Annotated in this window: 20 protein-coding genes; 18 read left to right on the top strand and 2 right to left on the bottom strand. The window is 34.5% G+C overall.

What is annotated here, in order from left to right; all coding sequences use genetic code 11:
- The first annotated feature begins 32 nt into the window (after positions 1 to 32).
- The 11 genes from LY11_RS07400 to LY11_RS07350 all read left to right on the top strand — a co-directional run bounded on the left by LY11_RS07400 (position 33) and on the right by LY11_RS07350 (position 12,913).
- Positions 33 to 1,172, top strand: a complete 1,140-nt coding sequence (locus LY11_RS07400; RefSeq protein WP_146610812.1) for a polysaccharide biosynthesis protein — start codon at positions 33 to 35, stop codon at positions 1,170 to 1,172.
- A 39-nt stretch (positions 1,173 to 1,211) separates the two neighbouring features.
- A complete protein-coding gene (locus tag LY11_RS07395) occupies positions 1,212 to 2,432 on the top strand; it encodes an O-antigen ligase family protein (protein WP_111633074.1) in 1,221 nt (406 codons plus the stop codon).
- 3 nt (positions 2,433 to 2,435) lie between these two features.
- Positions 2,436 to 3,029 (top strand): acyltransferase, encoded by a 594-nt coding sequence (locus tag LY11_RS07390; RefSeq protein WP_111633073.1) that lies wholly within the window; start codon positions 2,436 to 2,438, stop codon positions 3,027 to 3,029.
- Between the two features lie 35 nt (positions 3,030 to 3,064).
- A complete protein-coding gene (locus LY11_RS07385; protein ID WP_111633072.1) occupies positions 3,065 to 4,108 on the top strand; it encodes a CgeB family protein in 1,044 nt (347 codons plus the stop codon).
- 46 nt (positions 4,109 to 4,154) lie between these two features.
- A complete protein-coding gene (locus LY11_RS07380; protein ID WP_245952644.1) occupies positions 4,155 to 4,862 on the top strand; it encodes a glycosyltransferase family 2 protein in 708 nt (235 codons plus the stop codon).
- A gap of 119 nt (positions 4,863 to 4,981) precedes the next feature.
- Positions 4,982 to 6,118 (top strand): NAD-dependent epimerase/dehydratase family protein, encoded by a 1,137-nt coding sequence (locus LY11_RS07375; protein WP_111633070.1) that lies wholly within the window; start codon positions 4,982 to 4,984, stop codon positions 6,116 to 6,118.
- Complete coding sequence (locus LY11_RS07370) at positions 6,115 to 7,155, top strand: CgeB family protein (RefSeq protein WP_111633069.1); 1,041 nt, start codon at positions 6,115 to 6,117, stop codon at positions 7,153 to 7,155. Before LY11_RS07375 ends, LY11_RS07370 begins: the two co-directional genes overlap by 4 nt.
- 12 nt (positions 7,156 to 7,167) lie before the next feature.
- Positions 7,168 to 8,097, top strand: a complete 930-nt coding sequence (locus tag LY11_RS07365; RefSeq protein ID WP_111633068.1) for an NAD-dependent epimerase/dehydratase family protein — start codon at positions 7,168 to 7,170, stop codon at positions 8,095 to 8,097.
- A complete protein-coding gene (locus LY11_RS07360; RefSeq protein WP_111633067.1) occupies positions 8,094 to 9,068 on the top strand; it encodes an MraY family glycosyltransferase in 975 nt (324 codons plus the stop codon). Before LY11_RS07365 ends, LY11_RS07360 begins: the two co-directional genes overlap by 4 nt.
- A gap of 45 nt (positions 9,069 to 9,113) precedes the next feature.
- Entirely contained in the window at positions 9,114 to 10,706 is a 1,593-nt protein-coding gene (locus LY11_RS07355; protein WP_111633066.1) for a hypothetical protein, read from the top strand.
- 272 nt (positions 10,707 to 10,978) lie between these two features.
- Positions 10,979 to 12,913 (top strand): polysaccharide biosynthesis protein, encoded by a 1,935-nt coding sequence (locus LY11_RS07350; RefSeq protein ID WP_111633065.1) that lies wholly within the window; start codon positions 10,979 to 10,981, stop codon positions 12,911 to 12,913.
- 24 nt (positions 12,914 to 12,937) lie between these two features.
- On the opposite strand, the gene LY11_RS07345 is transcribed toward LY11_RS07350, so the two are convergent.
- A complete protein-coding gene (locus LY11_RS07345; protein ID WP_170132650.1) occupies positions 12,938 to 13,516 on the bottom strand; it encodes a class I SAM-dependent methyltransferase in 579 nt (192 codons plus the stop codon).
- A 112-nt stretch (positions 13,517 to 13,628) separates the two neighbouring features.
- Here LY11_RS07345 and LY11_RS07340 point away from each other — a divergent pair, with 112 nt between their 5' ends.
- Positions 13,629 to 14,537, top strand: coding sequence for a nucleotidyltransferase family protein (locus LY11_RS07340; protein ID WP_111633063.1), 909 nt, complete (start codon positions 13,629 to 13,631; stop codon positions 14,535 to 14,537).
- Between the two features lie 6 nt (positions 14,538 to 14,543).
- Positions 14,544 to 15,770 carry a PAS domain S-box protein gene (locus LY11_RS07335; protein WP_111633062.1) on the top strand — a complete coding sequence of 409 codons (1,227 nt, stop codon included), beginning with the start codon at positions 14,544 to 14,546 and terminating at the stop codon, positions 15,768 to 15,770.
- Here LY11_RS07335 and LY11_RS07330 read toward each other — a convergent pair.
- The gene (locus LY11_RS07330) at positions 15,730 to 16,902 is read right to left on the bottom strand and encodes a PAS domain-containing sensor histidine kinase (RefSeq protein WP_170132649.1); all 1,173 of its coding nucleotides are present in this window, start codon (positions 16,900 to 16,902) and stop codon (positions 15,730 to 15,732) included. The two genes, LY11_RS07335 and LY11_RS07330, sit on opposite strands and share 41 nt — an antisense overlap.
- Before the next feature lie 260 nt (positions 16,903 to 17,162).
- Between LY11_RS07330 and LY11_RS07325 the strand changes: the two genes are divergently transcribed.
- From LY11_RS07325 to LY11_RS07305, 5 genes are all read left to right on the top strand, one after another.
- On the top strand, positions 17,163 to 18,671 hold the full coding sequence (locus tag LY11_RS07325) for a sensor histidine kinase (protein WP_111633060.1): 1,509 nt from the start codon (positions 17,163 to 17,165) through the stop codon (positions 18,669 to 18,671).
- Positions 18,671 to 19,060: a response regulator gene (locus LY11_RS07320; protein WP_111633059.1), complete on the top strand. Its 390-nt coding sequence runs from the start codon at positions 18,671 to 18,673 to the stop codon at positions 19,058 to 19,060. The genes LY11_RS07325 and LY11_RS07320 overlap by 1 nt, the downstream gene beginning before the upstream one ends.
- A 9-nt stretch (positions 19,061 to 19,069) precedes the next feature.
- Positions 19,070 to 20,239 (top strand): pyridoxal phosphate-dependent aminotransferase, encoded by a 1,170-nt coding sequence (locus LY11_RS07315; protein WP_111633058.1) that lies wholly within the window; start codon positions 19,070 to 19,072, stop codon positions 20,237 to 20,239.
- Positions 20,236 to 21,342, top strand: a complete 1,107-nt coding sequence (locus LY11_RS07310; RefSeq protein WP_111633057.1) for an FAD-dependent oxidoreductase — start codon at positions 20,236 to 20,238, stop codon at positions 21,340 to 21,342. Before LY11_RS07315 ends, LY11_RS07310 begins: the two co-directional genes overlap by 4 nt.
- A gap of 127 nt (positions 21,343 to 21,469) precedes the next feature.
- Entirely contained in the window at positions 21,470 to 22,075 is a 606-nt protein-coding gene (locus LY11_RS07305; RefSeq protein ID WP_111633056.1) for a LuxR C-terminal-related transcriptional regulator, read from the top strand.
- Positions 22,076 to 22,132: the final 57 nt, after the last annotated feature.

Raw genomic sequence — 22,132 nt, 5'->3', positions numbered from 1 at the left:
CGGCCGTTACATTTATAAAGAGTTATCTGTTTATGGATCTCTTAAGTAAAGAACAATTGGGATATATAGCATTATTTCAGTCAATAATAATGTTAATCAGTTTTCTTCAACTTGGTGTAATTTATGGTGGCTATAGACTTATTTCATTCTCTATTGAGAGACAAAGAAGGGCTAACGATGCGGTTATCTCTTATCTATTATTGTTATTTATAGGAGTTTGTAGCGTTCTACTTTTAATAAGTTGTTTTACATCTATTAATTGGTTTTGGATAGGAGGAGTAATTATAGGTTTGGTAACGTTGTGGAATAATTGGATTTCTAATATGCATATAGCTTTAGGTAGGACTAATAAATTAAGTATTCTTCTTTTATCTAGCCTTTTACTCTCGTTTATTGCCATTCCTGTATTAAATAAGTACCCATTGTATGGCGCGATAACACTTATAGGTCTACAACCAGTTTTCTTTGTGGTCCTATCGTATATTTTTAATAAAGATTTTGCGGCTTCGTTTAGATGGAAAAATCTAACTTACTTGAGGTTAACTATCAAATTAGGTTTTATACCATTTCTAACAGGTATACTACATTATATTAATCTTCAAGTTGAGCGATGGGTTATTAGTTATGACCTTGGAGTTAAAGCTTTGGGTGAATATTATCTGGTATTTGTATATGTTGGATTATTCGCTATTGTACCAGGAGCTTTAGGAACTCTGAATTTCCCTAAATTTATGAAAGCTTTGAGCAATACGAAAAACGATAATTTTAGTTTAATAGAAACATTTAAAGTTTATTATATTGAAGTAATTTGCTACTTGATTCTAATGAGCCTGGGAACAATATATATTATGCCATGGATTATTAATCTTCTTCTTCCGTCGCATAATAACGGAGTACATTATGTTCATATAGTATTTATTGGTCTGATTCTTTTTACATTAATTGATCCTATAAGTTTTTTAATAAATGCAAAATTGCACTACAAAGCTTTGATCTGTATATATATTGGTAGCGTACTGATTTCCTTATCAGCATATGCATTTCTATATATTAATAAAATGGGGTCACTTGTGAACTATTCGTACGTTAATGTTTTATTTTATTCTTCTATTACGATTGGTTATCTTTTTTACTTTTTTACCATAGGTAGAAAATCTTTATATAAATCATAGGCTTATAATGAATTTTAAAAAAAATAAAATAAATACAAAATGGTAGGAAGGATCAATTCAATGATTTTGCTATTCCTATTGTTGAGTTGTGGATCCATTTATCTCTTCCTTTTTAGAGGTGAATTTATTTTGCTTGGTCTGTTATTTTTTGTAATACTTTCTTTTTATGCTAAGCCAGTATATAATCGTGAATTATTAAAGAAATTCTTTATTTCAACTTCTATTGTTTCTTCTATTCTAGTTTTTAACTGGATTGTTACTGGGTTTAGCCTTTCTATTGTTGAATATCCTAAGTATCTTATTAGAGTTCTGATTGTAAATTTTGCATTGTTTGTTTTATATAATAATAATAAATATTTTTCTTATAAAAACCTTGAATGGATATTTAAGCTTGTTGTGGTACATGCGCTGCTAAATTTTATATTTGGCTTTTTCTTTCGTTCATTATTTATTTCTGTGGGTTCCCAAGAGGGATATCAAGCTTCATCATTACTATATATTTTTTTTTATATGGCTAATATAAATATTGCTGGATTCGATATTTATAGAAATCAATCTTTTTTTTGGGAGCCGGGCGTTTTAAGCTGTATTCTAAATCTTTATCTGTTTATTCTTCTATTAGTTAGAGAAAACGTTCAAAAGAGTTCCTTATTAATATTTTTAGTGTGTTTTTTGATTATAACTACTTTTTCGACAACTGGATTGGGATTAATGGTAATTCTTTTTTGTGTTTATTTTTTTAAGGATAAAATATCTCTAAAGAAAATTACTGTATTGATCCTCGCTAGTTTACTATTGGTTCCTATTCTTATTATGAACATAAGGGAAAAAATGACTGGAGGAGGTGAGGTGTCTTACATAGTTAGATATTATGATTCATTTATTGCATTAGATATTATTAGAAGTCATCCGATATTTGGAATAGGATTGTCCTCTGAAAAATATAATGCAGAACAGATAAAATATCCACGCTTCTCTCAAAGTGAGTTGGAAGAGGGAAAACCAAGTACAAATTCTATCTTAGGTGTTTTCACTGCTTTTGGCATTCCATTAGGACTGCTTATTTTATATGGTTTATACAAGCAAATATTAATACCTAAATGGCGTAAATTTCTTTTTTTAGTATTTGTTATCTTTCTCGCTTCTGAACCATTAATTTTGAGCGCTTTTTTTATTATGTTTATTTGTTCTCTATTTTATTATCAGGAAAATAAAGGTATAGGATACGTTTCGCAAGAAAGCTTAAATTTAAATTCTTAATATATGATTGTTAGGTTTATTGATTTTTTTAAAAATGTTTTTTACTATAAATGGATATTCAGAAGTATAAAATCAAGGTCTGTTCTGAGAAGCATTTTGAAAATTGAAGGAGCAAAAAATATTGATATTGGTAATCATGTTATAATTGGATATAAAGGATGGCTAGCCGCTGTACCTCATACCGGAAGTATGATCTGTGAATTAATAATTGGTGATGGCTGTCGCATTGGTAACTTTAATCATATTTATGCTACAAAAAGTATTATTATCGAAAAATATGTATTAACGGCTGATAAAGTATATATATCAGATAATTTACATGGTTATGAAAATATTAACATTCCAATTCTACAGCAAGTAATTCAGCAAAAGAATACGGTAATAATTGGTGAAGGCGCTTGGCTTGGTGAAAACGTTTGTATTTTAGGTGCAAGTGTAGGAAAAAACTCCGTCATTGGTGCTAATTCAGTAGTTACTAGAAATATACCTGATTATTGTGTGGCAGTTGGTAGTCCGGCTAAAATAATTAAGCGTTTTTGTTTTAATTCTAATAAATGGAAAAGTACAGATCAGGAAGGTAATATTAGAACTGATTAAATAATTTTTTTTTAAAAATGTTAATAAAATAATACATGAGTGTTAGTATTAAAGGGAAAAATGTGCTTTTTATTGGTCAGGTATTTTATGATTACCATACAAAAATTTTAAATGAGATGGAAAGGCAAGGCGCTAATGTAACCTTCATTCCGAATAAATTTCATGGAGATGGAGAAATATCAAATTTTGATTTTATCGGACTTTTCAGAAGAAGATTAATGCCTTTTAGTAAGAAGAGACATGCTAAATATATCCTGAACAGTATAAAGTGTCGGCAATTTGATTATCTTTTTTGTATAGGTGGATTTACAATAACCCCCCATCTTATTTCAAGTATTAAGGGACTTAATCCTAATATTAAAACAATAATATATTTTTGGGATTCATTTAAGACTTGGGACTATTCAAAATTACTTAGCTTATTTGACTCGGTATATTCTTTTGATCCAAAAGATTCTGCTGAATTCGATAAAGTTGGCTATTTACCTCTATTTTATACAAGTGAGTATAAGGCAGATGCGTCTATTCAAAAAGATATAGATCTTCTATATATAGGTTCAATATCTTTTATATCAAAGAATAGATTTGTGATCCTGAGTAAAATCAAAGAATACTCAGAAATAAATAATCTTAAATCCTTTATTTGGCTCTATAATGCTGAGTCTTCTAAAGGTCTTTTAGGAAAAATTCAATCTTTCATTAAGAATAGTATTATTGCTGATTATAGAGAGTATATCAAACTTCTGAAATATAGTGGCTCCCCCTTTTTAAAATCGGACGTATTAAAACGTGATGAGATTATTGGTCTAATGAAACGATCTAAATGTGTCATAGATATCCCTATTCCTAATCAGTTAGGTTTGACAATTAGGACAATTGAAACTCTTGCGTTAAATAATAAACTATTGACGACTAATAATCAAATAATTCTGGAACCTTTTAATAATGTACAATGTATTAGAGTGATAGATGAAGATACACCAGACTTTGATTTAGAATTTGTTAAGAATGACGTGAAATGCAAAATCGATATTTCCCATTTAGAGCTTAAAAATTGGGTATTAAGTGTATTTAATTAATTACATTTTTAATTTACTATAACTAATGATTAATATTTCGGTTTGTATGGCTACTTATAATGGAGAGAAATTCATCTTCGACCAGCTTAGCTCAATTTTACAACAACTTGGAAATGAGGATGAAGTAATCGTTTCTGATGATTTATCAAAAGATAGAACCATTGAAATTGTCAAATCTTTTAATGATAAAAGGATAAAAATTTTTTTAAATAGTAAGAACTTGGGATTTTCAAAGAATTTTGAAAATGCACTTAGTAAAGCTAGAGGAGGTATCATATTTATCGCTGATCAGGATGATGTTTGGAATCCGGATAAGGTAATTAAAATGCAAAGGGCATTAGAATATGCCGATATGGTTGTAAGTGATGCTGAGATAGTGGATACTAACTTAAAACACTTATATCCCTCACATTTTGTTTTAAATGGGACAAGGAGAGGTTTTCTAAATGCTTTTCTGAGAAATAGATATGTAGGAGCATGTATGGCGTTTAAACGTGAGCTTTTAGATAAAGCGCTCCCTTTACCTGCTAATAATAAACTTTGTGCTTATGATTGCTGGTTTGCGGTTATAGGAGAATATTTCTTTAAAGTAGTTTTAATCAATGAACCACTAATAAAGTACAGACGACATGGTGGAAATGCTTCTTCTGGCGGCGGGGTGAGTCCAAATAGCTTTATTAAGAAAATTAAAATGCGTATGTATATGTTACAGCAGCTATTAAAAAGGAAAATAAATATAACTTTGAATAATTGATCTCGTCTATATACTAACATTATACATACGAAATGCATAGTTAATAAATTTCCTACTTTCTTATGTAAGAAAGATCGAATCAGGAGATAAGCTTTTACAAAAAAAACATAATAGATAATATGAAAAATATATTGATTACCGGCGGAGCAGGATTTATAGGAAGTAATTTAGCATTGAAATTAATTACTAAAGGATATGTCGTTACTGTTTTAGATAATCTTTCTACCCAGATTCATGGTGATAATCCCCAAGAAACGTCACCTCTTTATAGGAGTATAATTGGTAAAGTCAACTTTATAAATGGATCGGTTACATCTAAACGGAACTGGGAAAAAGCTTTGATTGGACAAGATGTAATTGTACACTTAGCTGCAGAAACTGGTACTGGTCAATCGATGTATGAAATACAAAAGTATGTTGATGTGAATATAAATGGGACAGCTATCATGTTAGATATATTGGCCAATAACCCTAATCAGGTAAAAAAAATTATTATAGCGTCTTCAAGGTCAATATATGGCGAAGGAAAATATAAAAGTATAGAGAAGGGGATTGTTTATCCAAAACATCGTACTGAGGCCAGCATGAATAATGGCGATTTTAGCGTGACATATTTTGGATGTGATTCTCCATTAGAATTAATGGCAACAGATGAAGAATCTAAAATTCATCCTTCATCTGTTTATGGAATTACTAAACAAAATCAGGAACAGATGATAATGACAGTCTGTCCCACATTAGGGATCTTTCCTGTGGCATTTCGTTATCAAAATGTATATGGCCCTGGCCAGTCTTTGAAAAATCCTTACACAGGAATTTTATCAATCTTTTCTACTCAAATTAAAAACGGTAATGGTATAAATATTTTTGAGGATGGTAAAGAAACAAGAGACTTTGTATTTATTGATGATGTTGTTGATGCAACAATTTTGGGGATTGAAAGAGAAGAAGCCAATGGCGAAGTATTTAATGTTGGAACTGGAATAGCTATAGATGTAATAACAGTCGCGACTACATTAGTAGAAAATTATGGAGTAGAAGTTCCAATTACTATTACAGGGAACTATCGTTTAGGTGATATCAGGCATAATTTTGCAGACATGACGAAAATTGCAGAAAAATTAAATTTTAAACCAAAGTATTCTTTTTCTCAAGGTATTAAGAAATTTACTGATTGGGTGAATAAGCAGGATGTAGAGAATGATAATTACGCTAAATCAATTGAAGAAATGAAGAGTAGGGGTTTGTTAAAATGATCATTACAGAAAAATTAAGGGGGAAAAAGATATTGTTGTTGTCTGTTCAGACCTTTAATTATGAAAAAATTATTGCGGATAAACTAAGAGTATTGGGCGCTAATGTTGATTATTATGATGAGAGGCCTTCTAATTCTTTATTTGCAAAGGGAATTATAAGGTTAAAGAGATCATTTTATCAAAAAAGAATTGATAAGTATTATAGACGAATCTTGAAAGATGCTATAACAATTAATTATAATTATTTATTTGTAATTAGAGGGGAGGTTGTACCTGAGTTTTTTTTACAGGAGTTTAGGAATGATCATCCTGACTGTATCTTTTTGTTTTATACATGGGATTCCTTCGCGAATCATACTCATCCAATTAGTATTCAGAAGTATTTTGATAAAAGATTTACTTTTGATAGTAATGATGCTAAAAAATATGATCTTTTTTTCAGACCTCTGTTTTTTATGGATGAATATAAAGAATTGAGTAAAGAGCGTCGAGTAAAGGCCATCTATGATGTGTTGTTTTTAGGTACTGCTCATTCTGATAGATACAAAATAGGAAATGAAATTATGGAGTGGTGTATTTCCAATCATTTAACTGGTTTGGCTTATTATTATATGCAAGGGCGATTGGTATTTTTGTATAAAAAGTTTTTTGATAAAACTTTTCAAAGGTTTGATATAAAAAAAATAAGTTTTAAAAGTTTGGATGCGAAAGATATTATTGAATTATATCGTCAATCTTCTGTTATTTTAGATATAAACCATCCTGGACAAAATGGGTTAACTATGAGGACGTTTGAGGCTTTGGGCGCTGGAAAGAAATTGATTACAACAAATAGTAAAATCGCCGAATTTCCTTTTTATGACCCTAATAATATTATGATAATTAATAGAGAGAATCCTATTTTAAATAAAGATTTTTTTAATATTCCATTTGTTGAGATTAGCGATGAATTGTTACACAAAATGTCTATAATTGGCTGGTTTGAATCAATATTTATAGAATCTGAGCCAAATTATTGGCTTCAGGGTTTTAAATAAAATTATTACTAAATGATAGCTGAAAATATTTTAATTACCGGCGGAAGTGGGTTTGTTGGACAAAATCTAATAACTTATTTAAAGAAACATGATATTCTGAATTTAACAATTACTAATCGTGATGAGCTAAATAAAATAATTGATAATAGGTTAGAGGATATTAATACGGTAATACATCTGGCTGGAAAGGCACACGACTTAATAAAAAATTCTAATCCAGAAGAATATTATCGGATTAATTTTGAACTTACTAAAAGCCTATATGATGTTTTTCTGGCTTCAGAGTCTAGTAAATTTATCTTTATCAGTTCTGTAAAAGCGGCTACAGATGAAGTTGATGGTGTTCTAGATGAAAGTTCTTTACCGGATCCCAAAACTGACTATGGCAAGTCTAAATTGATGGCTGAAGAATATATTCAGAATCAAGTTCTGCCTGCGGGAAAATCCTATTTTATAATGCGGCCTTGTATGATACATGGCCCCGGAAATAAGGGGAATTTAAATTTATTATATCGGGTAGTGGAAAAGAACATTCCCTATCCTTTGGGTGGCTTTATCAATAAACGTTCTTTTCTTAGTGTAGAAAATCTATGTTTTGTTATTAAAGAACTGATCTCAAGAAATGATATACCTTCAGGAGTTTATCACATTGCTGATGACGAAGCTATATCTACTAATGAGTTAGTAGATATAATTTCTTATTCTATGAATAAAACGGCGAAAATATGGAAGATTTCACCACCTTTAATTAGATTTTTAGCAAGGGTAGGTACTGTATTACATTTGCCATTAACTACTGAACGTTTAAACAAATTGACTGAAAGTTATATGGTAAGTAATGAGAAGTTGATTAAAGTACTTAATAAATCTATGCCTCTTTCTGTAAGAGAAGGATTAAAACAAACAGTATTACATTTTAAAGATCCGAATAAATATTTATGACTATAACTTTATCTTTAGCTATTTTCTCTATACTATTCATTCTTGAATTGATTTATTTTGGAATTGCCAACAAATTCAATATTATTGATCAGCCTAATCATCGAAGTTCTCACATTAATATCACTTTAAGGGGAGGTGGAATTATTTTTGCTATTAGCCTGTTTTTATATCCTTTTTATTTTGGCTTTGAATATAAATATTTCCTTCTAGGTCTTGTAATAATCTCACTCATTAGTTTTGTTGACGATATTAAGCCAGTAAGTAATAAGTTAAGGGTGTTGTTTCATCTCGTCGGTGTAGCATTAATGTTTAGTCAGTTGGATCTTTTTAATCTTCCAGTATATTGGATTATTTTGACTTTGATTCTAGTTATAGGAAGTATTAATGCAATTAATTTTATGGATGGAATTAATGGAATTACCGGATCGTATGCGTTAATTACTCTTTTTACATTGCTCTATGTTAATTCGTATATGATGGAGTTTGTTAATTCAAATCTATTAATTACATCTATTATTTCTGTTGTAGTATTCAACTTTTTCAATTTCAGGAAAAAAGCAAAATGCTTTGCTGGTGATGTTGGTAGTGTCAGTATTGCATTTATTATTCTTTTCTTTTTGCTTCAATTGATTATTAAAACGGAAAATTTCAGTTATTTATTATTTCTCCTGTTATATGGATTAGATGCGGTTACAACGATATTTTTTAGACTAGTCCGTAAAGAAAATATTTTTGATGCTCATAGGAGCCATTTTTATCAGTATTTGGCAAATGAAAGAAAAATACCCCATTTAGCTGTTTCTATCTTATATGCAATAATACAGGTGGTTATTAATACGATAATTATATTTTTTATGCCTAATTCTATTTTATTAATCGTTCTTTTCTTGCTCTTTAGCACATTAACTTTTCTAGCATTGCGTTTTTTTCTAGAAGGGTCTAAGCGATTATTAGGCATTAGTATCTTTTAATCTCTCTGCTATTAAGAATTATCCCGAATAACATATCTTTACTGAATGAACTTTATCAAATTTAAATTTACCTGTTGCATTTTTCTGACCTTCATCGTTGTTAAAGTTAACGCCCAATCGGAGTTATTTCCGCTTGGCCATGATCTCAATAATAAATTAGGGAAAGAAATCTACTTCAATGACTCTAAACGTAGTCATTCTGCTTTATTACCATATATCGCAAGTGATATAGATACTTTAGGGAAAGATAGCTTATTAAAAAGCACAATGCCTATTGAGAAAGACTGGCAAAGTAAAAATTGGCTTTTCAGGAAAATTTTTCAGGAACATTTAGTAGAGGTGAATGATAAAGATTATTCTTTTTATCTTGATTTTATTCCTGATTTGCAGATTGGTAAACAAAGTAGTAAAACAATATGGCTAAATACAAGAGGGATTGAATTAGGTGGGAAAATAGGTAAGAAATTTGCTTTCACGAGTCATTTTTATGAAAACCAAGGGAAATTTGCACAATACCTGACTGATTATATTACAACGAATAAAGTAGTTCCCGGGCAAGGACATGCTAAAACATATGGAGTTGGTGGATTTGATTATGCTTATTCGGGAGGAACTTTATCCTATACTCCGTCAAAATATGTTAATTTCCAACTAGGCTACGGTAAAAATTTTATTGGAGATGGCTATAGATCTTTGTTATTATCAGATAATGCCTTTAATTATCCTTTCTTTAAGGTTACAGGAACATTAGGGAATGTTCGTTATATGGCTATGTGGGCACAATTCATTGATATGTATGATACTCCATTTGATGATGAGACTCCTTACCCTAAAAAATACGGTCTATTCCATTATTTAAGCTGGAATGTAACTAAAAGACTTAGTTTGGGTCTATTTGAAAATATAATGTGGAGACCGAGAGGTTTTGATTTCAGCTATGTGAACCCGGTAATGTTTATGCGTCCAACAGAATATGCAAATGGATCACCTGATAAAGCTCTTATTGGTTTTAATGCAAGTTATAAAATAGCTGATCGTTATGTGGCTTATGGTCAGCTAATGATTAATGAGTTTACTTTTAAGGAGGTATTTGCAAATACAGGGTATTGGGCAAATAAGCAAGGTGGACAATTAGGTATTAAAGGCTTTGATGCTTTTAAGGTTAAAAACTTATTCCTTCAGATTGAGACAAACAGAGTAAGACCATATTCCTACTCGGCTACTGATCATTATAAAAATTATGGGCACTATAATCAGTCATTGGCACACCCTTATGGTGCAAATTTTGCAGAATATGTGGGAATTGCAAATTACAGATACAAGAGATTTGATATAAGAACTCAATTAAGCTATGCAACTTATGGTTTGGATATCAATGAGCTTAACTATGGAAAAGACATTTATAAGGGATATAATACCCGTGTTGATAATTATGGCGTAAACATCGGTCATGGGCTGAAAACAAGTCTGCTCTTTGCAGATGCTAAACTTGGTTATTTGCTTAATCCAAAGAACAATCTTCGTTTGGAATTTGGTGCCACTTACAGAAAAGAGAGTAACAATGAATTTAATGATAAACAGAGATTTTTTACTATCGGTTTAAGGTCTTCATTCAGAAATATTTATACAGATTTTTAGATTTTATATACACTCGTTTAATTAATGTTCATTATTTAGGTCATATATTAGAATTGCTATTCAATATTTCTTGAAATTAAAATTATCTTTTTAAGAGTGTTTTTGTTAAAATGGAAAATTTAAGAACGTCTGAGGCTATATCTTTTGCTTTTTTTAAGACTAATTAATGAAATAATGATAAATCTATTCTGTTATTTTAATAAATGAAAAGAGTTAATTTGAACTTGGTATGATTTTTTGATTAAATTTGTGGATTATTAAAATATAGAATCTTGTTCAGTCAGATAAACATAGTACCGAGATGGATAATATTTACGCTTGATTTAACGATATGTTTTATATCGTTGACACTGGCTTATCTAATCAAAAGAAATTTTGATCTGTCTACATTAGATTACGTAGAGTTCAGTAGAAATGTATTGGTGACCACTGTGATCAGTACACTGGTTTTCTTAAAGGTCAAGACCTTTTCCGGAATTATCCGTTATACAAGTGCTCAAGATACTTTTCGTATCCTTTATGCTGTAATTGTAATTAACAGCACATTTTTTCTTGTTAACATGGCATTCGTTGCCACCGGTAATCCTGCGATAATCCCAAATAGTATTCTTATTATCAATGGCTTATCAAGCTTCCTGCTATTAATCACCTACCGTGTCCTGATTAAATATTTCTTTATTTATATCAAAAACCTAAAACTTGATAAGATCAGGGTTATGATCTATGGAGCAGGTGAAGCAGGTGTTGCCACTAAACGTACCTTTGACCATGACCCTCATGTCAATAAAAATATCATCGCATTTGTAGATGACGATCAGCGTAAAATGGGTAAAACCATTGACGGGATCAAAATTCTTGATGCTAAAGATCTGGTCAATCTGATTGTTGAACATCAGCTGGACGAAATCATCTTCGCTTCATACACGATTCCTAAAGAGCGTAAAAACCAGATCGTAGACGTTTGTCTTGAAAATGGGATTAAAGTCTTGAACATTCCGCCGCCGAATGTATGGACAGATGGAAAGTTACAACCCACTCAAATCAAAAAACTTAATATCGAAGACCTGTTAGATCGTAAATCTATTCATATTGATATTGAAGGGATTGGTCATCAGCTTAAGAACAAGCGTATCTTAATAACTGGTGCTGCCGGTTCCATTGGAAGTGAAATTGTCCGTCAGCTGACAAAATTTGAAGTAGGGTTAATCATTTTATGTGATCAGTCTGAAACCGCGCTCCACGAACTCTACCTGGAATTAACTGAAACAGCAAAGAATCAGAACTTCCATGCTTTTATTGGTGACGTACGTGACGAAAAACGTATGGAACACTTATTCAGTACTTTTAAGCCTCACTACGTTTATCATGCCGGTGCCTATAAACATGTGCCGCTAATGGAAGATAACCCTTGTGAAGCCATTAAAACCAATGTACTGGGCACAAAAACGATTGCTGATAAGGCTGTAAAATACGGCGTTCAGAAGTTCGTAATGATTTCTACAGATAAAGCAGTGAACCCTACAAACGTAATGGGAGCATCTAAAAGGATTGCCGAAATCTATGTACAATCACTGAATAACTCTCTGCACCATAAAGATCATATTTTCAGTAACGGATTAAGTTATATCAATGAATTGGATATTAAACCGATTACTAAATTTATTACGACCCGTTTCGGAAATGTTTTAGGTTCTAACGGATCTGTAATTCCAAGATTTAAACAGCAAATTGAAAAAGGAGGGCCCGTTACGGTTACCCATCCGGAAATTACCCGTTATTTTATGACCATCCCTGAAGCTTGCCGTCTGGTACTTGAAGCAGGCTGTATGGGAGACGGAGGCGAAATCTTCATCTTTGATATGGGGAAATCTGTAAAAATTGTTGATCTGGCTAAAAAGATGATCCAATTGGCAGGGCTTGTACCTAATCAGGACATTCAGATTGAATATTCAGGACTAAGACCAGGAGAGAAACTATTTGAAGAGTTATTGAATGATAATGAAAATACGATGCCTACACACCATGAGAAGATCATGATTGGTAAAGTAAGAGAATACGCATTTGATGAAATACAGCTTCAGATCTATGCTTTGATAGAACATGCTAAAAGATGTGATGACCTTCAGGTTGTTACCCTGATGAAAGAGCTGGTCAAAGAATACAAGAGCAAAAACTCAATCTTCGAAGACCTGGATGTAAAATCTTAAATTCTATCCATTTAATAACACATCTTATCTTTTAATCCAGAGCTTTAAAGCTTCTCCGGTAATATGCTGTATTCTTTTATAAGAAGAAGGGACGTACTCATTGCTGCAATGAAAAGTTGCTACTCTTGTTCCTGAAGGCTTTTCTTCCAGTAAATTATAAAACTGAGAAAGGTATTCATTATAGATCGCTTCAGAACAATCAATCAGGTTATCAATAGGCTTATAATGGAATAAGTTTTCGCTGAAAGAATTATAAAAGTAAATATGATCGTAATCATCCATGTTCAGCTCATTAAAATTAGCGTGGATGAAATTTACGTTAGTAGTCTTTGTTGCATTTTGGGCAATAATTGCCTCGTCTACTAACGCTTTCCTCTGCTCAACACCATGAAAAATGTGGGCTGGAAAAATTTGAGCAGCCACAATGCAAAATTTACCTACCCCGCTTCCAATATCCAGAATATTTTTTCCTTCCCCGCCAGTAAGGTGAGTAGCAGCCTTTACAGCAACTTCAATAGGAGTCCAGTGGATAGAAGATAGCTGCTGCGCTCTCAATGAGTACAAACTATCGAATGCCGCATCGCTTGAAAAATTGTCAATCATAGTTATTTTTCGCCTCAAACAAAGGTACATTGTAATTTTATCAATGCGATTAAGCCCTGAATAAAAAGATGGAGTAACTTTTGCTATTTTATAATGAACTATAAAAAATTCTATGAATACAACAAAACCTTCTCTTGTTATTCTGGCTGCTGGTATGGCCAGCAGATACGGCGGTAATAAGCAAACCGAATCTTTTGGTCCTTCGGGAGAAACAATAATGGAATATTCCATTTATGACGCAATAAAAGCGGGATTTGGAAAGGTCATCTTTATTATAAGAGAGGAATTCTCAGCTGCATTTAAAGAGGTTATTGAACCTAAATTAAGTGGAAAGATTGCCACAGATTATGTCTATCAGTCTCTGGAAAGTTTTAACGGTGGCAGAAACATTCCTGCAGACAGAACAAAACCTTTTGGAACCTCACATGCTTTATTATGCTGCAAAGACGTATTGGATGGTCCGTTCGCAGTAATTAATGCGGATGATTTTTACGGCTTTGATGCTTTTAAGCAAGCTTATAACTTTCTAACTACTGCTATCGCGGTGAATAAATATGCTTGTATAGGATATGAGCTGAAAAATACATTAAGTGATAACGGATCAGTTACGCGCGGAGAGATTAATGTAAATGCACAGCAAGAGATCGTCAGCATTACTGAACGTAAAGAAATCTTTAAAAAAGAAGGTAAAGCATTTACCAAAACAGGTGATTCAGTTCAGGAACTTCCGCTGGATACTAAGGTAAGTATGAATTTCTTTTGCTTCACACCAGATTTTGTGAACTGGTCTGAACAGGAATATTATAAATTTCTGGATAACTCCAAAGCCGATCTAAAAGCAGAATTCCTTATACCTGAGGTTGCAGATCTTTTGATTAAATCCGGGGAAGGTGTTGTGAAGATGATTCCTACACAGGCGAAATGGTTTGGTGTAACTTTTAAAGAGGATGCGCCGGTAGTCAAAGCTGCCTTACAAAAGCTCGCGGACGAAGGTGTTTATCCTGCTAATCTCTGGGGATAAAGAGCTATGTTTTCAATCAAAGAACATTGGTGGAGGATGCAGCGGCTCATTGAGCAGGCCGTGCTCAGGAATTCAGACCCCTCAGAAGAGGAGCATGTCTTTTGGCGGAAACGACTTTTTAGAAATGTGATCAGCTATGGTTTTGTTATTAGTATAGTCGCATTCGTCTCCTCAGTTACCTTTGGTTTTTTTGCAGGCAATACTATCGTACAATGGTTTAACGTTGTTTTTGTATTTGCTTTATTATCTATCATTTTCAATAAGAAAATCATGATTCACACCAGGAAAATATTAGCATTATTTCTTCTATATGTGCTGGCAATCATTTATATAGCAGTTCTGGGCTCAGAAGGCCCGGGAGTACTTTATTTGATTATCATTACTATCTTTTCTGCTATGATTTTCCCCCGTCCTGCGGCTTACTGGCTCGTAGGACTGAATGTCCTGATCTGTGCAGGCTTTGGGGCGGTCATACAATATAAACTCTTTGAGAGCCCGCTGCTGCAAAGTTATGACTTACCATTGTGGGCATCTTACTCCGGTAACCTTATTTTTGTGAGTTTGATCAGTGTCATGTTAATCAGTAAAGTATTAAATGGCCTGGAACAGACTATCAAAAAAGAAGCAAACCTGATTTCCAGACTGGATGCCTCAGAGCGTTATTTCAGGAATACGTTTGAAGCCAACCCCGTTCCGATGTATGTTTTTGACATAGAGAATGGAAAGTTTCTGCACGCAAATGATGCAGCCTGTAATAAATACGGCTATACCAAAGAAGAATTCCTTCAGATGAATATTGTGGATATTCGTCCGCAATCAGAAAGCAGTAAACTGATGGATCTGACCAGTATGATTAATAACAGGGATTATTCCGGGATATTAATTCATATTAATAAGAATAAAGAAGTCTTTCCGGTAGAGATTGAGACGAATACGATCAGGTTTGAAGAGCGTGAAGCCCGTCTGGTCCTGGCAACAGATGTATCTGAACGGATTAATTACATTCAGAAAATCGAACGTCAAAATAAAGACCTGAAAGAAATTGCCTGGATTCAGAGTCATCTGGTCAGAGCTCCGCTGGCAAATATTATGAGCCTGACAGAATTCCTGATTAAATATCCAGGAGAGGATACCCAGCAGACTCTGAACTTCCTGAATGATTCTTCAAAAAAATTAAATATGGCTATAGAGTCTATTGTAGGACAAGCTGGTGGTTCTGGCTTAACAAGTTAGCAGTTTCTCCTTTGAAGGTAATCGTGAAAGTTGTTCCTTCATTTACTGCACTTTGAACTTCGATATTTCCACCAAGAGAGGTAATTTGTGACCTGGTAATAAACAGGCCTACCCCATTCCCGGTAATATGGCTATGAAAACGCTGATGAAGGCCGAAGAGCTTGTCTTTGTTCGCGTTCATATCAATACCCATTCCATTGTCTGAAAAGGTCAGTGTACAATTATGGTGCTCATCCCTGGTTAGCATCACCTTTATTTCAAGCTGCCTGCTATGCAGCCGATATTTAATCGCATTGGAAAGCAGGTTCATCAATATACTTTCCAGGTAACTTTTATTGAAATGTATATGCGCGCAATCAAAATTACTGGTCAGTATCACGCCAAGCTGTTTAATTTGTTCATTAAACGAATGACATACTTTTTCAAACACTTTCTGCACATTAACCTTTGTAATTTTTACACCCTGGTTGTCTTTCAGCGTTAAAATATGCGTAAGATCAAAAACAGTCTCACTTAACCTGTCTGTAGAACATTTAAACAGCTCAACAATTCCTTTATTATAATCATCAAGCAGATCGGTTTCCAGAATATTAATCAAACCTATTAAATTAGCCAGTGGCGTTCTCAGGTTATGAGAGATAATATAAACGAATTGATTAAGATCCTGATTTCTCTTCGTAAACTCCTGAATCAATAAGGCCTGTTCATTTTCATCATTTATCCGGTCCGTAATATCATTAAATCTGAACATTAGCGCCTGCATACTATCATCTAATAAATTAGTCATTACCCCCTCAATCCAGTGGTATTCACTTTGTTTGGTCCGGCTTCTGAATTTCAAATTGACGTTCGCCCCGGGTGAAGAAAGTACCAGCTGAAGTCTTTCCCTGGTCTGATTCAGTTCATCAGGATGTACAGTGTCTGTTAAGTTGAACCCCATGTACTCATCGTTACTAAAACCGAATAGTTGCTCAGCAGAGGTGGTAACATGAATAAAGTCACCGTTTTTTTTTGTAAAAAATATTAGTTCATTACATTTTTCAATGACCGTGAGAAAGTTTTTATTCTTTTCAGCGTACCCCATCATATGCTCAGCGTTGTGTCTTTCCTGCCACCTAAAGTTTTGTCTCATAACCATTTAAAACACTAAAATATTCAAACATCCTGACAATTTCTCAATTTATTTAAAGATAATGAACAAAATGAGCGAGCTTTATTCACATAATTATTAAATGGGTGAATAAAAAGAACGGCTGTTTAGTTTAGAGCAGGATTGAATGTGGAGAAAAAATTCTATCTTGGATAAATGATCACAAGGCTTTTTCTTTTTAATAAAAGAATCAATCTAATAACTAGCTTTGTATCGTCAAAATTGTTGACTGAAACCTGCATATGATTAATATCCCATCACTTAGGAATGAAGCTGACAGAATTGCTGCGCTTTATGTGTTGGAAATTTTGGATACTGGTGAAGAACAGGAGTTTGACAATGTCGTCAAACTTGCTGCTATTATTACACAGGCACCGGTTTCGGCTATCACTTTTGTTGATAAAAACCGGATATGGTATAAAGCAAAACTGGGTATAGACCTGACTGAAACTCCCAGAGACAATTCTATCAATGATATATTCCCGTTTTTGATTGCTATACCCATCGTTGTGAATAAGAATCTGGTCATCGGGCACTTAAGTGTGGCCGGTCCGAAACAACTCACCTTAAATCAGGAACAGCACAAAGGCCTTGCCCTGCTTGCACAACAGGCAGCCAGCTTGTTACAGCTTAAACTTCCGGTAATTAATAATAGTATTAAAGAATTTTATGAGAGTATTCTCAATAATATTCCGCAGGATATTGTGGTATTTGATGCAGACCACAAGTATCTTTTCGCTAATCCAATGGCGATTAAAAATGAAGAATACAGAAAGTTCATTATAGGAAAGGATGACTTTGAATATGCCGCTTACAGAAACCGTAACCCCGAAATTGCCAAAGCGCGCAGGGCACAGTTTCTGGAAGTCAAGAATACCGGGAAGGCGATAGGCTGGGAAGAAAGCCAGAAAGACCCGAATGGAAATAATATTACCTTCTTAAGAAGGATGTTCCCCATGCACGATGAAAAAGGGAACTTCATTATGGTCATTGGTTTTGGAATAGACATTACCGAACGTAAACTTCTGGAAGAGAAGCAAACGCTGATTATGGAACAGTTAGCTATACAGAATACACAACTGATAGATTTCTGTAATGTAGTTTCCCATAATTTACGCGGGCCGTTAATCAATATGGCTATGCTGGCAGAGTTTATACAAGAAGCCGAAGACGCTGAAGAACAAAAAATGCTGGTTTCAAAACTGGAACCTGTTATAGAAAGTCTGAAAAGTACATTTAATGAACTGGTTGAATCGATACAAATCAGGTTAGACAGAGATATTAAACTCGACAGGCTGAATTTTAGTACCTGTCTCCAGGAAGCACTCGATGGACTTTATGTAGAGATCCAGAAAGCAAAAGCAAAAATCAGGGTTGACTTTGAAGATGCGCCTGCAGTATTGTATCCGCATAAATATCTGGCGAGTATTTTTTATAACCTGATCAGTAATGCGATTAAATATCAGTCGCCCGAAAGACAACTATCTTTGAATCTCGCCTCTAAAATGAAAGAGGGGAATATTGTGCTGACCGTTCAGGATAATGGATTGGGTATAGACCTTGTGAAACATAAAGACAATATCTTTAAAATTGGAAAAGTATTTCACCGCCATCCTGACGCAAAAGGCCTTGGATTATTTATGACGAAAACTCAGGTGGAAGCCATGGGAGGTAAAATTTGGGTGGAGAGTTTTCCAGACCAGGGTTCTATTTTTTCAATAGAATTTGTAAATCAAAATATGAATTGGTAATGAAAAAAGTGTACCTCATCGATGATGATGATATTTTTGTATTCCTTACAAAAAAAACAATGCTGAAAGTCTCTGAAAATGTTGAAGTTGAAGTTTTTTCAGACGGACTGCAGGCGATTACGCATCTGAAAGAAATTCAGGATAAAAAAGAACTGCTGCCCGATGTTATCTTTCTGGATCTGAATATGCCAGTTATGGATGGGTGGGAATTCTTAGCAGAATATCAGGAATTATATCCCTCTTTTGTGAAGAGAAACGAACTCTATATTGTCTCCTCCTCCATCTCTCCGCATGAAATGGAAAGATCAAAAAACATAGAAGAAGTTTGTGAATTTATAATCAAGCCTTTAGTGAAAGAAAAGTTTCTGGAAATTCTAGAAAATTTATAGTTTTAGAGGATGTTTCAATCCCAATCTGTCAACCTGGATATTCTAAAGAAGAGAGCGTTTAACTTAAGATGGGCTACTGTGCCTGAGGGAGTTATTCCGCTTACTGCCGCAGATCCCGACTTTCCCAGTGCACCCGAAATTGCAGAGTCAATTATCAGGTTTACACAGGATAGATACCTTTCTTACGGCCCTGCTGCAGGATTACCTGAATTTAAAGAAAGCCTGGCTAATTATTATTCCGTTAAACGGAATATTCCGGCGAATCCTGGATTTATATTTCCAGTCGATAGTGCCGCCTTCGGTATTTACTTAACCTGTAAAGCATTCCTTTCCCCGGGTGATGAAGCCATTATCTTTGATCCCGTAGATTTCCTTTTCAGATATTCTACTGAAGCAGTTGGCGGAGTGGCTGTTCCATTTGCTATTCCTCCGGGATCTGATACCGTTGACTTCGCTCACCTTGAACGCCTGATCACGCCTAAAACCCGTATGATCTGTCTTTGTAACCCATTGAACCCGACGGGAAAGGTCTTTAAAAAAAGCGAATTACTTCAGTTAGGAGAGATCGCCTGTAAACATGGGCTGATTATTTTATCAGATGAAATATGGAGTGATATTGTTTACACCCCGAATATATATACAAGCATAGCTGCGCTTAATGAGCAGATCCGGAACCAGACTATAACCGTAACAGGTTTTAGTAAATCTTACGGCCTTGCAGGCCTGCGTATTGGTGCAGTGATGGCCTCCAACCAGGTGCATTATGATCGCTTATTTGAAGTTTCCCTGCACGGCTCTACCATTCATGGCGCGAATATACTTTCGCAGGTTGCAGCAACTACAGCACTTAATGACTGCGGATACTGGTTAGACGATTTCCTGGTACACCTTCAGAAAATGAGAGATCTGACTGTTCGCGAACTCAATTCGACGAATGGATTTAAATGTATCTCTCCCGAAGGATGTTATGTCGCATTTACCAACATTACAGGGACTGGAAAAAGCAGTAAAGAAATTCATCAGCTTTTACTTGACCAGGCCAAAGTTGCCGTAGTTCCCGGTGCCAAAGAATGGTTTGGAGAAGGTGCAGAAGGATTTATCAGGATGAGTTTTGCAACTTCAGAAGACATTCTCAACCAAGCATTATATAACATAAAAACTACGGTGAATAACTTATGAAAGTAGTCGTTTTAGGCGGAGGGATCGCTGGATTATGTATGGGAATTTACTTACATCAGCATGATATTGACGTGAGTGTCAATGAAAGACAAATTTTCTCTGCCGTAGGAGGACATGCCTTTCTGATGCACCATGACGGCATTACTGTACTCAATGAACTTGCAACTGAAAGTAATTGCCCGCTTCCGGGCAAACCTGTTCACACCTTCATACTCAGGGATGCTGACGGGCTGATCGTGAATGAAAAAATACTCGAAGACTGGCAATGCTTCAAACGCACAGACCTGCTGGCCTGCTTAAATCAATTGCTGCCCGCATCCAGGCTCAGGAACAACCGTGTATTTTCTCATTTTGTATATGAAGCAGACCAGGTTGTTGCTGCTGCATTTTCAAATGGAGAAGTCGAATACGGCGATGTTTTTATCGGTGCAGATGGCGCGAATTCTATCGTGCGGCAACAGTTATTCGGAGAGGTGAAATTTGAGCCCGGTAAAGTAAAAGAGGTAGTTGGTATTATCCAGCACGCAGAGCTGGCTGCTGCCCTACAAGGGAAATTTACTAAATTTCAGCAAAAAGACCAGGGACTATCCTTCGGCCTTATTCCAACCTCGGCAACAGAAATGGTTTGGTTTATGCAATATGACCCGCTGTTAGCTGACATTCCGGAAGGAATTAATCCGCGTGATTCCGATCAATATCACGAACTGCTGCATGAACTATGTTTGAACCTGTTGAAAGACTTTCCTGCAACAGTACAGCAGGTTTTAAAATGTAACGACTTTCGGACCAGTTATATCTGGAATACCAGGGATTTTGACCTGCTGCCAAGCTTTCATCATCAGAACGTAGTGCTGATCGGTGATGCCGCGCACGTTGCGCTTCCATTCACAAGTGCAGGTACAACCAATGCGATGCTGGATGCGAAAACATTATCCCACTGTTTACTCCATTACCCAAACTTAAGTACCGCATTCTCTGCTTATTATCAATTAAGAGCGGAAAGTATTAAAGAGCATGTAAACCTGGGCAGGGCCCTGAGAGACTCTTTTCTAAGTGCCGATGCTTCAGACGTTATTCCGCTCATTAGCAGTGCATTAAAGTAGATTCTGTTTTGTTTTATCCCCTCGTTAGTGAATGAACGGAATGAACACTTAAGCCGTTAAAGTATTTATTAACTTTATTTCATATCATTTCAAGTTATTTACGAAATGTGGCTAAGGAGGGGAAATTATGATTAAAGTTGGAATTATTGATACCAATCAGCAGAGCAGGAATATGATGCGTGTGATGTTAAACCATCAGCATCAGCATAATTTAAAAGTAACCCTTGACATTGGATCAATGGTGGAATGTAAAAAAGTCCAGCCCTCTCAGGAGCCCAATGTTACTCTGCTCGATATTGAAGTCAACGGAATTGATGTCATTCCTGATATTTACCGCAAATTTCCCAATACCAATGTTGTTGTTTACAGCAATATTCAAGATCATAACAGTGTGCTGGCCTGTGTAAAAGCAGGAGCGATGGGTTATCTGACTAAAGACACCTGTGTGGATGACGTAATTTCTACCATTGTGACTACTTACCGCGGAGGATCGGTTTTTAGTCCATCTATCTCCCGGAACGTAATTCAGCAAGTACAGTATACCATAGACTATCAATCTAAATTAAGTTATAGAGAACGCCAGATCGTAGAAGGCCTTCAGCATGGCCTGAGTTATAAATTGATAGGTTATAAATATGGAATCTCCTTAGATACTGTGCGTCAGTATATCAAAAGAACCTATAAGAAACTGAATATTAACAGTAAGGGTGAGCTGCTTGCTCAATTCAAATAAAAACTCAATTGGCGGTATTCCTTGTCCTGCAAGGCAGATATGCTTTTTATCATGAAC

It is taken from the genome of Pedobacter cryoconitis, from assembly GCF_003259615.1.
Taxonomy (GTDB): domain Bacteria; phylum Bacteroidota; class Bacteroidia; order Sphingobacteriales; family Sphingobacteriaceae; genus Pedobacter; species Pedobacter cryoconitis.
The sequence above is the reverse complement of the archived record's forward strand: the minus strand, read 5'-3'. Positions and strand labels throughout refer to the sequence as shown.

Excerpts from the sequence above, each read along its gene's own strand:
- LY11_RS07345 (WP_170132650.1), bottom strand. The coding sequence starts at position 13,516 with ATGATTGACAATTTTTCAAGCGATGCGGCATTCGATAGTTTGTACTCA.
- LY11_RS07335 (WP_111633062.1), top strand. The coding sequence starts at position 14,544 with ATGTTTTCAATCAAAGAACATTGGTGGAGGATGCAGCGGCTCATTGAG.
- LY11_RS07395 (WP_111633074.1), top strand. The coding sequence starts at position 1,212 with ATGGTAGGAAGGATCAATTCAATGATTTTGCTATTCCTATTGTTGAGT.
- LY11_RS07305 (WP_111633056.1), top strand. The coding sequence starts at position 21,470 with ATGATTAAAGTTGGAATTATTGATACCAATCAGCAGAGCAGGAATATG.
- LY11_RS07375 (WP_111633070.1), top strand. The coding sequence starts at position 4,982 with ATGAAAAATATATTGATTACCGGCGGAGCAGGATTTATAGGAAGTAAT.
- LY11_RS07355 (WP_111633066.1), top strand. The coding sequence starts at position 9,114 with ATGAACTTTATCAAATTTAAATTTACCTGTTGCATTTTTCTGACCTTC.
- LY11_RS07320 (WP_111633059.1), top strand. The coding sequence starts at position 18,671 with ATGAAAAAAGTGTACCTCATCGATGATGATGATATTTTTGTATTCCTT.
- LY11_RS07340 (WP_111633063.1), top strand. The coding sequence starts at position 13,629 with ATGAATACAACAAAACCTTCTCTTGTTATTCTGGCTGCTGGTATGGCC.
- LY11_RS07330 (WP_170132649.1), bottom strand. The coding sequence starts at position 16,902 with ATGAGACAAAACTTTAGGTGGCAGGAAAGACACAACGCTGAGCATATG.
- LY11_RS07360 (WP_111633067.1), top strand. The coding sequence starts at position 8,094 with ATGACTATAACTTTATCTTTAGCTATTTTCTCTATACTATTCATTCTT.
- LY11_RS07315 (WP_111633058.1), top strand. The coding sequence starts at position 19,070 with ATGTTTCAATCCCAATCTGTCAACCTGGATATTCTAAAGAAGAGAGCG.
- LY11_RS07325 (WP_111633060.1), top strand. The coding sequence starts at position 17,163 with ATGATTAATATCCCATCACTTAGGAATGAAGCTGACAGAATTGCTGCG.
- LY11_RS07385 (WP_111633072.1), top strand. The coding sequence starts at position 3,065 with ATGAGTGTTAGTATTAAAGGGAAAAATGTGCTTTTTATTGGTCAGGTA.
- LY11_RS07370 (WP_111633069.1), top strand. The coding sequence starts at position 6,115 with ATGATCATTACAGAAAAATTAAGGGGGAAAAAGATATTGTTGTTGTCT.
- LY11_RS07380 (WP_245952644.1), top strand. The coding sequence starts at position 4,155 with ATGGCTACTTATAATGGAGAGAAATTCATCTTCGACCAGCTTAGCTCA.
- LY11_RS07400 (WP_146610812.1), top strand. The coding sequence starts at position 33 with ATGGATCTCTTAAGTAAAGAACAATTGGGATATATAGCATTATTTCAG.
- LY11_RS07365 (WP_111633068.1), top strand. The coding sequence starts at position 7,168 with ATGATAGCTGAAAATATTTTAATTACCGGCGGAAGTGGGTTTGTTGGA.
- LY11_RS07390 (WP_111633073.1), top strand. The coding sequence starts at position 2,436 with ATGATTGTTAGGTTTATTGATTTTTTTAAAAATGTTTTTTACTATAAA.
- LY11_RS07310 (WP_111633057.1), top strand. The coding sequence starts at position 20,236 with ATGAAAGTAGTCGTTTTAGGCGGAGGGATCGCTGGATTATGTATGGGA.